Origin of the sequence: Paenibacillus sanfengchensis (assembly GCF_036864765.1) — a bacterium.
Classification (GTDB): Bacteria; Bacillota; Bacilli; order Paenibacillales; family Paenibacillaceae; genus Fontibacillus; species Fontibacillus sanfengchensis.
Genome location: NZ_JBAGJC010000009.1, coordinates 63,061 through 78,079 on the forward strand (window position 1 = coordinate 63,061; position 15,019 = coordinate 78,079).

13 protein-coding genes are annotated in these 15,019 nt (G+C 57.4%); all 13 read right to left on the reverse strand.

Annotated elements, in window-relative coordinates:
- Positions 1 to 31: 31 nt before the first annotated feature.
- Positions 32 to 796: an ABC transporter permease gene (locus tag V4U84_RS18905; protein ID WP_334077723.1), complete on the reverse strand. Its 765-nt coding sequence runs from the start codon at positions 794 to 796 to the stop codon at positions 32 to 34.
- On the reverse strand, positions 789 to 1,748 hold the full coding sequence (locus V4U84_RS18910) for an ABC transporter ATP-binding protein (RefSeq protein WP_334074977.1): 960 nt from the start codon (positions 1,746 to 1,748) through the stop codon (positions 789 to 791). The genes V4U84_RS18905 and V4U84_RS18910 overlap by 8 nt, the downstream gene beginning before the upstream one ends.
- Positions 1,749 to 1,919: 171 nt before the next feature.
- Positions 1,920 to 3,182: a threonine ammonia-lyase IlvA gene (gene ilvA, locus V4U84_RS18915; protein ID WP_334074976.1), complete on the reverse strand. Its 1,263-nt coding sequence runs from the start codon at positions 3,180 to 3,182 to the stop codon at positions 1,920 to 1,922.
- A 169-nt stretch (positions 3,183 to 3,351) separates the two neighbouring features.
- Positions 3,352 to 3,579 carry a hypothetical protein gene (locus tag V4U84_RS18920; RefSeq protein ID WP_334074975.1) on the reverse strand — a complete coding sequence of 76 codons (228 nt, stop codon included), beginning with the start codon at positions 3,577 to 3,579 and terminating at the stop codon, positions 3,352 to 3,354.
- Positions 3,580 to 3,959: 380 nt separating this feature from the next.
- Positions 3,960 to 5,234 (reverse strand): phosphoribosylamine--glycine ligase, encoded by a 1,275-nt coding sequence (purD, locus tag V4U84_RS18925; protein WP_334077724.1) that lies wholly within the window; start codon positions 5,232 to 5,234, stop codon positions 3,960 to 3,962.
- An 87-nt stretch (positions 5,235 to 5,321) separates the two neighbouring features.
- Positions 5,322 to 6,869 carry a bifunctional phosphoribosylaminoimidazolecarboxamide formyltransferase/IMP cyclohydrolase gene (gene purH, locus V4U84_RS18930; protein WP_334077725.1) on the reverse strand — a complete coding sequence of 516 codons (1,548 nt, stop codon included), beginning with the start codon at positions 6,867 to 6,869 and terminating at the stop codon, positions 5,322 to 5,324.
- Positions 6,870 to 6,991: 122 nt separating this feature from the next.
- On the reverse strand, positions 6,992 to 7,612 hold the full coding sequence (gene purN / locus V4U84_RS18935; RefSeq protein ID WP_334077726.1) for a phosphoribosylglycinamide formyltransferase: 621 nt from the start codon (positions 7,610 to 7,612) through the stop codon (positions 6,992 to 6,994).
- Entirely contained in the window at positions 7,612 to 8,655 is a 1,044-nt protein-coding gene (gene purM / locus V4U84_RS18940) for a phosphoribosylformylglycinamidine cyclo-ligase (protein WP_334077727.1), read from the reverse strand. The genes purN and purM overlap by 1 nt, the downstream gene beginning before the upstream one ends.
- A gap of 509 nt (positions 8,656 to 9,164) precedes the next feature.
- Positions 9,165 to 10,655 (reverse strand): amidophosphoribosyltransferase, encoded by a 1,491-nt coding sequence (gene purF, locus V4U84_RS18945; protein WP_334074970.1) that lies wholly within the window; start codon positions 10,653 to 10,655, stop codon positions 9,165 to 9,167.
- Entirely contained in the window at positions 10,640 to 12,883 is a 2,244-nt protein-coding gene (gene purL, locus V4U84_RS18950; protein WP_334074969.1) for a phosphoribosylformylglycinamidine synthase subunit PurL, read from the reverse strand. The genes purF and purL overlap by 16 nt, the downstream gene beginning before the upstream one ends.
- A complete protein-coding gene (gene purQ, locus V4U84_RS18955) occupies positions 12,861 to 13,550 on the reverse strand; it encodes a phosphoribosylformylglycinamidine synthase subunit PurQ (protein ID WP_334074968.1) in 690 nt (229 codons plus the stop codon). Before purQ ends, purL begins: the two co-directional genes overlap by 23 nt.
- A 2-nt stretch (positions 13,551 to 13,552) precedes the next feature.
- Positions 13,553 to 13,798 (reverse strand): phosphoribosylformylglycinamidine synthase subunit PurS, encoded by a 246-nt coding sequence (purS, locus tag V4U84_RS18960; RefSeq protein ID WP_334074967.1) that lies wholly within the window; start codon positions 13,796 to 13,798, stop codon positions 13,553 to 13,555.
- Positions 13,799 to 13,862: 64 nt separating this feature from the next.
- Positions 13,863 to 14,762, reverse strand: a complete 900-nt coding sequence (locus V4U84_RS18965) for a phosphoribosylaminoimidazolesuccinocarboxamide synthase (RefSeq protein ID WP_334077728.1) — start codon at positions 14,760 to 14,762, stop codon at positions 13,863 to 13,865.
- Positions 14,763 to 15,019: the final 257 nt, after the last annotated feature.

Consider the following 15,019-nt stretch of genomic DNA (forward strand, 5'->3'; position numbering starts at 1 on the left):
CTCCCGGCCGCCGAGGGATGCTGTATCCGCATTAAGCGACATCCCGTTTCTTAAACGTAACAAAGCTTACACCGAGAAACAAGGCCAGGTAGACGAAAATGACCGCCAGGGAAAAAGTCAGCGTCATTCCCGGAAACGGCGGGGTTGCCCCGTTCAGGTACACGGATAAATCCGCATGGGTGAAGACCAGATACTTTGTAAAATCATACCTTGACAGGAGTTGAACCGCGATTCTTTCCATCAGCACGATCGTCATCCCGATACCGACGGTGGCCCCCGCAGAGCGGGTTAACACATCGATCAGAAATGTGATCGTCACATAGATGACCGTGTAAGCATAGTGAATAGCGGCAGCAAGCAGCACAGCGCCGGGACCCGCCTGCGTATCCTGGAAACCGAAGGCCACTCCCCCGACGAGCACACTGACCAACATCGTGACAAGAGACAAAGACAAGGTATACAGCAAAACCGTGATATATTTCGAAGCCAGGATTTTACTCCGGCTCTGTGCCCGGATCAGCAGCAGCTTGATCGTCCCCAAGCTGTGCTCCTTGGCCACAACGCCGGCCGCACCGATGATCGCCATGTAGGTGACCAATTGGCCCACCCCGTTTTTGTTGAACAACCATGCAGTAAAGGCGTATCCGGAGGAAATTTCCCCATTCGCATCCATGGTTTTAAACAAATAAGTGACGAACAGCACCAATGCCGCCAGAGCGGCGTATGGAATGAAGAAGCTCCGTTTCTTGGACAGCTTCAACCATTCATTTGTCAGCAACTTGCCAAAACTACGCAATGCGGTTTCCTCCCGTCCATTTCAAAAATTCGTCTTCCAGCGATTCTTTGATTTCTTCAATCCGGAACAAGTCGACGCCCTCCGCCCCCAAAGCGCTGACCACTCGCGGAATATACGCATCGCGCACCGCAACCGCCACCTGATGCTGCTCTTCCGATACTTGGAGAATCGAAATTTCCTCCATTCGTGCCAGCCTTGCTTGGGCCTTGAGCGCGTCATTTACCCGGAGCACCACCTGAACCAGGCTCTCTTGTTTGACTTCAGTCGCGGAACCGAGCGGTCTCTCCGTAACGAACTTGCCCTCCTGAATCACGACGACCCGGCTGCACATCAGTTCCATCTCCGACAATAGATGGCTGGAGACCAAAATGGAAATGCCTTCTTCCGCGGCGATCTTCTTCAAATAATCGCGCATCTCCCGGATTCCCGCCGGATCCAGTCCGTTTGTCGGTTCATCCAGAATCAGAATGGAAGGCTCGTGAAGCAGCGCCTGAGCGATGCCTAGCCGTTGCCGCATCCCGAGGGAGTACGCCTTCACCCTTTTGTTCATCGCATTCTGCAGCCCGACAAGCTCCGTCACCGCTCGAATCCGCTCCTCCGTAATGCCTTCGCTCATCCGCTGATACTGCTTCAAGTTATCGTAGCCGGTCATGTGCGGATAAAACTCCGGGTTCTCGATAATTCCCCCGATATGGGAGATCGCCTTGGCAAAATCGTGGCGGATGCTTTTCCCCTTAACCCGCACATCCCCTTCGCTCATGGAGATCAGTCCGACGATCATGCGGATCGTCGTCGTCTTCCCCGCCCCGTTCGGTCCGAGGAGTCCGACAATTTCGCCGGGATACAATTCAAAAGAAAGCCGGTCCACAATTTTCCGGTTCCTAATGATCTTGCTTACGCCTTCCACGGATAGAACAGCCTCGGTATTGTCCGGTTTATTTCTCTCGCTCATCGACTCTACACTCCTTAGTCAATCCTGCATTGTATTAGTGTCATAGTTGAATAGTACACTAGTATGTTAAGATTGTAAAGGACATTCCTGCAAAAAATAAAAAAGCGTATGCCCCGAGGACTTTTCGTCCTTGGACATACGCTTTATAATCCGGGCTGCCGTAAAACCGCCTCAGATCAGCAGATTGAATAGATTCAGGTCGCGGTTCAATTCGGTAAAGGCAATCCCCTTTGCCTGCATCCGCTCGACCAACCCCTGGTAGTCTTTCTTATCGCTCAGCTCGATTCCGACCAGCGCCGGACCGTTCTCCTTGTTGTGCTTTTTCGTATATTCAAACCGGGTAATATCGTCGTTCGGTCCGAGCACCTGCTCCAGAAATTCGCGCAAGGCGCCGGCCCGCTGCGGGAAATTGATGAGGAAGTAATGCTTGAGCCCTTCGTAAATAAGCGAGCGCTCCTTCATCTCCTGCATCCGATCGATATCGTTGTTCCCGCCGCTGATGATGCAAACGACCGTCTTGCCGCGGATTTGCTCGCGGTACATGTCCAGCGCCGACACCGGCAGCGCCCCCGCCGGCTCCACGACGATGGCGCTGTCGTTATACAGCTCCAGAATCGTCGTACACGCCTTCCCCTCAGGCACCTTGACGATATCGTCCAGCAAGCCCCGGCTGATCTCAAAATTCAGGTCGCCCACCCGTTTTACCGCCGCACCGTCCACGAATTTATCGATCGACTCGAGGGTGACTACCTTTTCCTGTTGGATCGATTCCGTCATCGAAGCTGCCCCGGAGGGCTCGACACCGATCAGCCTCGTTTGCGGGCTTACCGTTTTAATATACGTTCCCACGCCGGAAACCAGTCCGCCGCCGCCGATCGTCACAAAGACGTAGTCCGCAGGCGTGTCCAGACTCTCCATGATTTCCATCGCAATCGTCCCGTTGCCGGCGACGATTTTCGGATCGTCGAACGGATGGATAAACGTCATTCCGCCTTCATTGCAGACCTTCATCGCCTCTTCATAAGCATCGTCGTAAGTGTCTCCGGTCAGGATCACCTCCACGGAGGAACCCCCGAAACGCTTCACCTGCTTAATCTTCTGGTTCGGCGTGGTACTCGGCATGAAGATCTTCCCCTGAATGCCCAGCGCATTGCAGGAAAAAGCCACGCCCTGCGCATGGTTGCCGGCACTCGCGCAGACGATGCCTTTCGCCAGCTCCTCCCGGGTCAAACTGCGGATCATATTGTAGGCCCCGCGTATTTTGAACGACCGGACTACCTGCAGATCCTCCCGCTTCAGATACACCTTGCAGTCGTACTTGGCCGACAACGTCGGATCAAGCTGCAGCGGAGTCCGCCGTACAACTTCCTTAAGAACATGGTGCGCCCGTACAATGTCCTCCATCGCTACCGTATGCTGTTCCGTATGGCTCATCTCTATCTCCTCGCTTCATAACGTATCTCTCATTCTTCTAACGTTACACCGGAACAGTCCGCGATTCAAGAGGTAGATTTATGATAACCCTTTCAACTCGTCGACCTGCAAAAACGCCCCCGATTCCGCCGAAAAAGAGGCAGGTAATCCGGGGCGTTCCGCCGGGAATCTAATCTTTGTTCGGAGTCAGCCGCGGATTGGTGCGCCCTTCGGCATGCTTCACCTGGGCCAGTTCGGTCAGCTTCCACTCGGTCGTGCCCAACACCAGATCGGCGGGAAACTCATCGCCCTTGTGCAAATATTCCGCGCGGCCCGTCTCATCGGCATAAACTCCCTCGACATCCACCTTCTCGTGTGAGACCGGCAGCATGTTCTTGTTCTTGTTGTTATTGCTCACCTCATCGCCTCCTCTTTGATAACATCTCCAAAGTTACGGCACTTATCCCTAACGGCCTTTTGGTCATTCCCCGGTTCGCTCTGACTTTCTTCCATGCCATTCCATCACGTCCTGCCGATACACTTGTCATACAGGGCATGAAATCGTCTTATTGTTTTTTCCTTAGCTGCACGGATAGAGGGTGCTAGCTTTGCTAGGTGCGTAGCGGTCCAAAAAGACCTTATTTCCCTACCAAGATCCCCGAAATCAGGGTTTGGCCAGCTTTTTCCCGAAATAAGGGCCCAAAAGTTCGGTCCGCTATGGGGCTCCATTCCCGGCAACATTCCCCCGCTAACAAAACTCAAAAAGACCGCCCGATCCGGGCGGCCTCCTCCAACCTTCTAAACCAACGCCTTGGCGGCGATATCCGTGCGGTTGTGCATGCCCTCAAAGCGGATCTTCTCCGCTGAGGCGTACGCCCGCTCCCGGGCTTCGGCGATACCCTTGCCGAGCCCGACAACGCCGAGCACGCGGCCGCCGTTCGTGACCCACTCGTCGGCTTCGTTCTTGGCCGTGCCTGCGTGGAACACAAGGCCCGATGCGTCCGACTCGGCGGCGTCCAGCCCCATAATCGGCAGGCCTTTCGGATAGGACGCCGGATACCCGCCCGACGCCAGGATGACGCAAACCGCCGCCTCGTCGCTCCATTCGATTTCCGCCTCAGCCAGCGTGCCGTTCACAGCCGCGAGGAAAATCTCCAGCAGATCGCTTTTCAGGCGCGGCAATACGACCTGGGTTTCGGGATCGCCGAAACGGGCGTTGAACTCGATCGTCTTCGGCTTGCCGTCCGGCGTAATCATCAGCCCGGCGAACAGCACGCCGCGGAAAGGGCGTCCCTCCTGAACCATCGCTTTGGCCGTCGGCTTAATAATTGTCTCGATCGCTTCCTCGATGATGGAATCGGCGATATGCGGCAGCGGGGAGTACGTCCCCATCCCGCCCGTATTCGGACCCTTGTCGCCGTCGTACACCTGCTTGTGGTCCTGGGCCGCCGCCATGGGACGAACCGTTTCCCCGTCCACGAACGACAGAATCGACATTTCCTGCCCGGCCAGAAACTCCTCGATCACGACCTGGCTGCCGGATTCGCCGAACACTTTGTCCACCATGATTTGCCGCAGCGCCTGCTCGGCGTCCTCGCGCGTGAACGCCACGGTTACCCCTTTTCCTGCCGCCAGTCCGTCCGCCTTGATCACGATCGGCACCGCTTGCGTCCGCAAGTATGCCAGCGCCTGCTCGTAGTCTTCAAACTTTTCATAGGCCGCCGTCGGAATGTCGTATTTTTTCAGCAGGTCCTTCATAAATGTCTTGCTGCCCTCGATCAAAGCCGCGTTTTTTCTCGGGCCGAACACCGGAATGCCTTCCGCTTCAAAAGCATCGACAATCCCGTCCACCAGCGGATCATCCGGACCGACGACCACCAGATCGACCTTTTTCTCGCGCGCAAACGACGTCAATCGCTCAAATTCATGGACTTGAATCGGCACGATTTCCGCAATTTGTCCGATACCCGCGTTTCCCGGTGCGCAATAAATGCGCCTTGCCTTCGGGCTTTTCGCCAGCGCCCAGCAGATCGCATGCTCGCGTCCGCCGCCGCCAATCACTAAAATATCCATTCCATACCTCCTGGGCAACTAAGTTTCCGACAAAAATATCGGCAGGGCCGCCGCAGCGGTCCTGCCGTCCAGGCCTTAGCTAGAGTATTAGTGTTTGAAGTGTCTAACGCCGGTGAACACCATGGCGATGCCATGTTCATTGGCCACCTTGATTGATTCCTCGTCGCGGACCGAGCCGCCGGGCTGAATGACCGCCGTGATGCCGGCTTTTGCCGCCAGCTCGAGCGTATCGCCCATCGGGAAGAACGCATCCGAAGCGAGCACGCTGCCCTTGGCTTTGTCGCCCGCCTGGTCGATCGCGATTTGCGCGGAGCCGACGCGGTTCATTTGACCGGCGCCCACGCCAACGGTCATATCATCCTTCGCGAGCACAATCGCGTTGGACTTCACATGCTTAACGACCTTCCAGCCGAACAGCAATTGCTTCAACTCTTCCTCGGTCGGCTTGCGGTCGGTAACTACCTGCAGATCGCTCTCGTTGAGGGAGTGAACATCGCTTTCTTGCACGACCATCCCGCCGTCGATCGAGGTCACGACAAACTGGCTGCTCCGGGTGCCGCCGGCCGCCAAATTCCCCAGCTTCAGCAGACGGATATTTTTTTTCTGGGTCAGCACCTCAAGCGCCCCGGACGTGAAGCCCGGTGCCAGGATGATTTCCAGAAAAATCTCCTTCAAGAGCTGAGCCGTCGCTTCATCGATGATTCGGTTCGCCGCGACGATGCCGCCATAAATCGATACCGGGTCGGCCTCATACGCCTTCCGGTAAGCTTCATAAATGCTGCCGCCCACACCCACGCCGCAAGGATTCATATGCTTAACGGCGACCACGGCCGGTTCTTCGAATTCCTTGACGATCTGGAGCGCGGCATTCGCATCGTTGATATTGTTGTAGGAGAGCTCCTTACCGTGCAGCTGTTCCGCTGTCGTCAGCGTATCAGCAGCAGCCAGCGGCTTGCGGTAGAACGCCGCTTTTTGGTGCGGATTTTCGCCATAGCGGAGATCCTGGATTTTCTCATAAGTTACAGTATAGCGTTCAGGCAGCGGGTCCCCGGTCACATTCGACAAATAATCGGAGATCAGCGCGTCGTAAGCCGCCGTATGACGGAAGACTTTGGCCGCGAGCCGTTTGCGCGTTTCCAGCGTCGTATCGCCGCTCGTCCGCACCTCTTCCAGCACGCTGCCGTAATCGGCCGCATCGACAACTACACTGACAAAGGCGTGGTTTTTGGCCGCCGAACGAAGCATGGTCGGTCCGCCGATGTCGATATTTTCGATGGCGTCTTCGTAAGTGACATCCGGTTTGGCGATCGTTTCTTGGAACGGATACAGGTTCACGACAACCAGGTCGATATAATCCAGACCCAGTTCTTTCATTTGCGCCTGATGTTCCGCGCTGTCCCTAACGGCCAACAATCCGCTGTGCACCGCGGGGTGCAAGGTTTTGACGCGCCCGTCCAAAATTTCCGGAAAGCCCGTCACTTCGGAAATTCCGATGACCGGAACCCCCTCCTTCGACAAAAGACTCTTGGTCCCACCTGTCGAAATAATCTCCACACCCAGCTTTGACAGCTCCCGGCAAAACTCCACGATGCCTGTTTTGTCCGAAACGCTAACCAGCGCTCTTTTGATACCCACGATTTGGCTCCTCCTTTATGATGGCGAATGATTGACCCGATATTTCTCGGGAAATATCGAAACGAACAAGACAAGGTTCGCTATACCTCAAACGGGTAAAAAAACAAACTCGAATTCGCCCGCTATACCGTCTTAACCGTCACTTTTCTGCCTTCCACAGTGATTCGTCCCTGGGCAAACCAGGTGACGACACGCGGATAAAGCTCCTTTTCCGCTAGATGAATCCGTTCCTCCAAAGACTCAATGGTGTCATCGGGGAGCAGCGGCACCGCGGTCTGGGCGATCACCGCCCCGGTGTCCATCCCCCCGTCCACCAGATGGACGGTGATTCCGGTGACTTTCACCCCGTACTCCCAGGCCTGCCCGATCGCATCTTTTCCGGGAAAAGCCGGCAAAAGCGAGGGATGAATGTTGATCATCCGCCCGGCATATCGGTCTACCAGCACTGAAGTCAGCAGCCGCATATAGCCCGCCAGCACGACCAGATCGACCTGGCGCCGCTCCAGCTCCGCCGCTATTTCCGCCTCGTAATCCTCCCGCCGCGCGTAGCCCTTGGGCTGGAACAAAAATGTGTCCACGCCCGCCAAGCGCGCGCGTTCGACAACGGGCGCCTGCGGCTTGTCGCTGACGAGCAGCACGATCTCGGCCCCGCCAAGTCCGCCCGCGCGGGAAGCGTCCAGCAGCGCCTGGAAGTTGCTGCCCTGCCCGGAGGCGAATACGGCGATCCGGTAAGGGGGCGGCATTAGACGTCAGCTCCTTTAAACGTCACAATCCGCTCGCCCTCCGTGACGCGGCCGATGACGTACGGCGTTTCTCCCGCGGCGCGGAGAGCATCCTGCGCGGCCGCGGCATCCTGTTCCGCTACGACGATCACGAGGCCGATACCCATGTTGAACGTCGTAAACATGTCGCGGTTGCTGACGTCCCCCTGCTCCTGCAGCAGCGAGAAGATCGGCAGAGCCGGCCAGGAACCGTAGTCGATTTCGACGTTCACGCCTTCCGGCAGAACGCGCGGAATGTTCTCGATGAAGCCGCCGCCGGTAATGTGAGCCATACCCTTCACCTGAACCTGCTCCAGCAGGGACAGCACCGGCTTCACATACAGCTTGGTCGGCGTCAGCAGCACTTCGCCGAGCGCGGCGTCGCCCAGCTCGGGCAAACGATCCTGCAGCGAATAGCCGGCTTGCTCCAGCAACAGCTTGCGCACCAGCGAGAAGCCGTTGCTGTGCACGCCGCTCGACGCCAGGCCGATCACGGTGTCCCCGGCGGCGATCGTACTGCCGTTGACGATTTTGCGCTTATCGACGACGCCGACGGTGAAGCCGGCGATGTCGTACTCACCCTCGGCGTACATGCCCGGCATTTCCGCCGTCTCGCCGCCGATCAGCGCGCAGCCCGACTCGTGGCAGCCTTCGGCGATGCCGGAGACGATGGCCTCGATTTTTTCCGGCACGACCTTGTCGCAGGCCAGATAATCGAGGAAAAACAACGGCTCTGCGCCCTGAACGACGATGTCGTTCACGCACATCGCCACCGCGTCGATGCCGATCGTATCATGCTTGTCCATCGCGAAGGCGATTTTCAGCTTGGTGCCGACGCCATCGGTCCCCGAAACGAGCACCGGCTCCTCATATTTGTCTTTGTTCAAGCCGAACAAAGCGCCGAAGCCGCCCAAATCCGTCATGACTTCCGGACGAAACGTCCGTTTGACGTGCTTCTTCATCCGCTCTACCGCTTCATTCCCGGCCGCGATGTCCACCCCGGCGTTTTTGTAAGCTTCAGACACGTAAGGACACTCTCCTTAAAAGTTATTGGTGGTCCATACCACCTATTATGATCGAGCAACCGGATGCCATAACGGCACACCTTCGCCAGAATGACTATGCTCAATGGTGCGAATATGGCGTACGAATCCCAAATTAACGGGAAAACCTCCCGTTAATTTTTTTAGATGCGGCCCTTACGGACAATTAGCTGGAAAACCTCCAGCTAATTGTCTTCAAACGGCCCCTCAAGGCAAAAACCGCCCAAAATAACTGGAGAAATTCCAGCTATTTCCCGAAATCTCCGCCTCGCGTTCAAATTAACGGGAGAAATTCCCGTTAATTGCTAGCGGTCGAAGGTCGAAGGCCGAAGCCCAGGTCACCGCTGACCGCCAGGGGCCCATGTCCCGCCGTACCCGTGATTCGGGGCTGCCCCTGGGCACCACGCTTCACGCCTCGCTAGTTCACGCATCGTCCAACCGCATGTTTCACCCCATGAAACACCTACGAAGTGAAACAAACTGGCCTTGCGTCAGCACGTGCAGCCGAACTTCTCCTCGCCGTCAAAATCGGTCCGCGTCGGATAATCGTTGTCGAAGCAGGCCATGCACAGGCCGCCTTTGTAGTCGTCCCGGTTATCGCCGCCCACGGCGCGGATTAACCCTTCCGGACTCAAAAACTCCAGCGAATCCGCGTTGATCTCTTTACGAATCTCCTCGACCGATTTGTACGAGGCGATCAGTTCCCCGCGATCCGGCGTGTCGATGCCGTAGAAGCACGGGTTTTTGAACGGCGGCGAGGTGATGCGCACATGCACCTCGGTCGCCCCCGCTTCGCGCAGCAGATTGACGATGCGCCGGGACGTCGTGCCGCGGACGATCGAGTCGTCGATCATCACGACGCGCTTGCCTTCCACCACGCGGCGCACGGCGCTGAGCTTCATCTTCACGCCCTGCTCGCGAAGCTCCTGGCTCGGCTGGATGAACGTCCGGCCGGTGTATTTGTTTTTGATCAGACCGAGCTCGTAAGGAATGCCGGTCTGCTCCGCGTAGCCGATGGCGGCGGAGATGCTGGAGTCGGGCACGCCGGTCACGACGTCCGCGTCGACGAACGACTCCTGCGCCATCATCTGCCCCATCCGCTTGCGCGTGGCATGCAGATTGGAGCCGTTCATATCGCTGTCGGGACGCGCGAAGTAAATGTACTCCATCGCGCATAGCGCCTTCCGTTCGGGAGCGGCGTAACGTTCCTCCCGCAGTCCATTCTCGTCCAACACGAGCAGCTCGCCCGGCTGGATGTCGCGGATCGTCTCCGCGCCGACCACCTCGAACGCGCAGGTCTCGGACGAGAACAGGTACGCGCCGCCCAACCGCCCCATCGTGATGGGACGCAGACCGTTCGGGTCGCTGGCGACGAGCAGCTTGTCGTCCGTCAGCAGCAGGAAGGCGAACCCGCCCACCAATTGACGCAGCGCGTCCTTGGCCGCTTCGACGAATTCCTTCGGCGACCGCGCGATCAGATGCGCGATCACCTCGGTATCGCTCGTCGTTTGAAAAATCGAACCGCTCATCTCCAACTCCCGGCGGATCTTGGGCGCGTTTACGATGTTGCCGTTCGTCGCCACCGCCAGATCGCCGTCGCGGTATTTAAAAATCAAAGGCTGCGCATTCGTGATTCGGCTGTCGCCGCTCGTCGAATACCGCACGTGACCGATCGAGCGATCCCCGCGCAGCGATTCCAGCTTGTCGCGGTCGAACACCTCTTTGACCAGCCCCATACCGCGGTGGTAATTGAAGGCTTCACCGTCCGTGACGCAAATCCCCGCGCTTTCCTCCCCCCGGTGCTGCAGCGCATGCAGACCGTAATAGGAAAGAGAGGCGGCCTCCGGATGACCGTAAACCCCGAACACGCCGCATTCTTCCTTCAACTTGTCGAAAATATCGCTGCGCGTCGTTCCCTCATTATAGTAGTCGCCTACCCATAGACCGTGCCCCTGCTTTAGCTGTCTTATTTCATCAGACATGGAATGGTGTCCTCCCAGACCCGCTTGAGTCCCTCCACCGGTCTGTTCAAAGCGGAAGCCCCGCCGATGCGGATGACCAAATCACGGCCTCCGACCTGGCCGATTCGCTCCACAGGCACACCGCGCAATGCGATGAACTCCTGCAGTTTTTCCGCCTGATCGGGAGAGGCCGAGAGCAGAATCCGCGACTGGGTTTCACTGAACAAGGCCACATCGGAACGCAGCGTAGTATCAAAATCAACCTGAGCGCCCAGACCGCCGCTGATGCAGGATTCCGCCAACGCAACAGCCAGGCCGCCTTCCGACAAGTCATGCGCGGAGCGGACCAGACCGCTTTGAATTGCGCCAAGCACCGCGTCCAGCAGCTTCTTCTCCACAGCGAGATCAAGCTGCGGCGGACGTCCCTCCGTCACGCCGTGCACCACGGCCTGGAACTCGCTGCCGCCAAGCTCCGCCTTCGTTTCGCCGAGCAGGAAGATGACGTCGCCTTCGGCTTTGAAGCTTTGCGTCGTAATGTGATCACTGTCGTGCACGAGGCCGACCATCCCGACGACCGGCGTCGGATAGATCGCGCCTTTGGCGTTCTCGTTGTATAAGCTGACATTCCCGCCGATGACCGGAGCGTCCAGCACGCGGCACGCTTCCGCCATCCCGTCGACCGCCTTTTCCATCTGCCAGAAAATTTCCGGCTTCTCCGGGCTGCCGAAGTTCAAATTGTCCGTAATCGCCAGCGGCTCCGCGCCCGAGCAGACGATGTTCCGCGCCGCTTCGCTGACCGCGATCCGGCCTCCGACCTCGGGGTCCAGATAAACGAAGCGCCCGTTGCAGTCCGTCGTCATCGCCAGCCCTTTGCGGGTGCCGCGAATCGTTACGACCGCCGCGTCCGAGCCCGGGCGAACCGCCGTGCTGGTGCGAACCATGTAGTCATACTGGTCGTAAACCCAGGCTTTGCTGGCAACGGAAGGAGAGGCCAGCACTTGTTCCAGCGCCGCGCCCAAATCGGCAACCTCCGTATAACGCAGCGTATCTACCTCGGCATTTTGTTCATAGTAAGCCGGCACCGCCGACGGTTTATCATAAATCGGGCACTCGTCCACCAGCGCCTTGACCGGCATATCGCCGACAACCTCGCCGTGATGGAACAGCTTCAAGCGTCCGTCGTCCGTAACTTTACCCACTTTCGCGCAAATGACGCCCCAACGCTCGAAGATTTCCATCGCCTGGGCCTCGTCCTTCGGCTCGACGACGAACAGCATGCGTTCCTGGGATTCCGACAGCATCATTTCATAAGCCGTCATCCCGGATTCCCGCTGCGGCACCTGGTCAAGGTACAGCTCCAACCCGTTGCCGGCCTTGCTCGCCATCTCCGCACTGGAGCAAGTCAGCCCCGCGGCCCCCATGTCCTGGATCCCGAGCACGATCCCCGTGTCGATCAATTCCAGGCACGCCTCCATAACCAGCTTCTCCATGAACGGGTCGCCGACCTGAACTGCCGTCCGCTTGGCTTCTGACTCTTCCGTCAGTTCCTCGGAAGCGAACGTCGCGCCGTGAATCCCGTCGCGGCCGGTTGGCGGCCCTACGTAGAACACCGGGTTGCCGACGCCTTTGGCCACACCGCGCTGAATTTTATCGTGATCGATCAGCCCGACGCACATCGCATTGACCAGCGGATTTCCGTCATAGCTCTCGTCGAACACGACTTCGCCGCCGACCGTCGGAATCCCGATACAGTTGCCGTAACCGGCGATCCCGGATACGACATGCTCGAACAAGTACTTTACGCGCTCGCTTTCCAGCTTGCCGAAACGAAGCGAGTTCAGCAGGGCCACGGGTCTTGCGCCCATGGAAAAAATATCGCGGATAATCCCGCCCACGCCCGTCGCCGCGCCTTGATAAGGCTCAACCGCCGAAGGGTGGTTATGGCTTTCGATCTTGAACACGACCGCCTGGTTGTCGCCGATATCGACGATCCCCGCGCCTTCGCCGGGTCCCATCAACACGCGGGGACCGCTGGTCGGAAAACGGCGCAGCAGCGGCTTGGAGTTTTTATAGGCACAGTGCTCGGACCACATGACGCTGAATACGCCGATCTCCGTATAGTTAGGCTTGCGGCCAAGGAATCCGCAGATCAGCTCATATTCGCTGTCCGAAACGCCCATCTGTTTGTAAATTTGCTGTTCCGCGATTTGTTCCGCGGTCGGTTCCTTAGCGGACACTTGCTGACTCATGCCGATCCCTCCATGCCTTTAAAATTGAAGTAAACATTCGCTTGCCGTCTTCCGAGCCGAGCAGACTGTCCACGGCGCGTTCCGGATGGGGCATCATGCCCACCACGTTGCCGCGTTCGTTGGAGATGCCGGCGATATCGTCCACCGAGCCGTTCGGATTGTTCACATAGCGAAAAATAATCTGATTGTTCTTTTTCAATTGAGCGAGCGTAGCTTCATCGCAATAATAGTTGCCCTCGCCATGCGCGATCGGGACCGTAATCTCTTCCCCTGCGGCATACTGCGTCGTAAACGGATTGTTGTTGTTTTCCACGCGAAGCACCGTATCATGGCAGCGGAATTTAAGCGACATATTGCGCCGCAATGTTCCCGGCAGCAGCCCCGCCTCCGTCAGGATTTGAAACCCGTTGCAGATGCCGAGAATGTATTTTCCCTGCTCAGCCGCCTTCGCCACCTCTGCCATTACCGGAGCGAACCGGGAAATGGCGCCGCAGCGCAAATAGTCGCCGTAAGAAAATCCGCCGGGAACCAGGATGCCATCATACCCCGAAAGATCCGTGGCCGTGTGCCACACATAATCCACCGGCTGGCCGATCGTATCCTCCACCGCCTTGTAGCAGTCGATATCACAGTTGGAACCGGGAAATACGAGTACCGCGAATTTCATGATTAGCCCTCCAGTTCAAAGCGGTAATCTTCTACCACCGTATTGGCCAAAAGCTTCTCGCACATCGCCTTGATCCGGGCTTCCGCCTCAAAACGGTCATCGGTATCGAGCTCCAGCTCCATATACTTGCCGATCCGTACGCTGCTTACTTCCCTGAAGCCCATCGAATGCAGCGCCCCTTGCACGGCAACCCCCTGCGGATCAAGTACGCTTTCCTTGATGGTGACATAGACTGTCGCTTTAATCATATCCCTGTGTTCCTCCTAGTCATGGATTATGCGGCACCGCCGCGGATTTTCGTATTAAAAAAGATTATTGCATCTCCTGTCCGGTCAACCGGTAAAAAATATCGCGGTACCGCCGGGCCGTCTCCTCCACTACCTGTGGCGGCAGCGGGTCGGGCTGGCTGTTCTTGTCCCAATCGGAGCCGGCCAGGTAGGTCCGGACCGGTTCTTTATCCATGCTGTCGATCTCAATGTCGAGTGCGTAGTTTTCCTTCGCCCAGAAGCGGGAGGCGTCGGGCGTGAACATTTCGTCGATGACGATCAGTTCCCCGTCCACCAGGCCGAATTCCAGCTTGCAGTCCGCCAAAATAATGCCGCGCTCCTCGCAATAATCGCGGGCAAAACCGTAAAGCTCCAGCGTGCGGCTGCGAAGCTGCTCCGCCAAATCGGCGCCGACCATACCGGCCATCGTCTCGAACGAAATGTCCTCGTCATGGCCGACATCATTTTTGGCCGCCGGCGTAAAAATCGGCTGCTCCAGCTTGGCGTTCTTGCGCAGTCCCTCCGGCAGCTTGATGCCGTTGATCGCGCCTCCGCTGACGTACTGCCGCCAGCCTCCGCCGGTGACGTAACCGCGGACCACGCATTCGATATCGATCCGCTGCGCCTTGCGCGTCACCATAATCCGGTTGCGCAGCGCTTCCCGGTGCGCCTCGGGAACAACCTCACCAAGCCGATCCACATCGGTATGAATTACGTGATTCGGGATCAAGTCCTTCGTCCGTTCGAACCAGAAAGCGCTCAACCGGTTCAGTACATTCCCCTTGTCCGGCACCGCCGGCTCCAGCACATAGTCGAATGCGGAAATCCGGTCCGTCACGACGATCAAATAATGCTCGCCCAGGTCATAAAGCTCCCGGACCTTGCCTTTGTAGAGCAGCGGGGCATTAACCAGCTCCGCCGCCGTGGAAATTGCCGGTGTCGACATCCTGCGGCCTCCCTTTCCTCAACTGCTTTAATTACTCTTCATTTCATGTCCCCGCACAGTAGACATTTCAAGCAATTTGTCTTTCTAAATGTGGACAAACCCACTATAATCCGTCCCACCGTTTAAAATCCATATATGGTATTTCAATCCCTAACCACCATCGATATCTGGTTAAGAGGACCATCCGCTGCTCAATAAAACGAGCGGTTGTATGTCCACATTTGAAAAGACATTTCACCCCCAAAAGTCCACCTGGC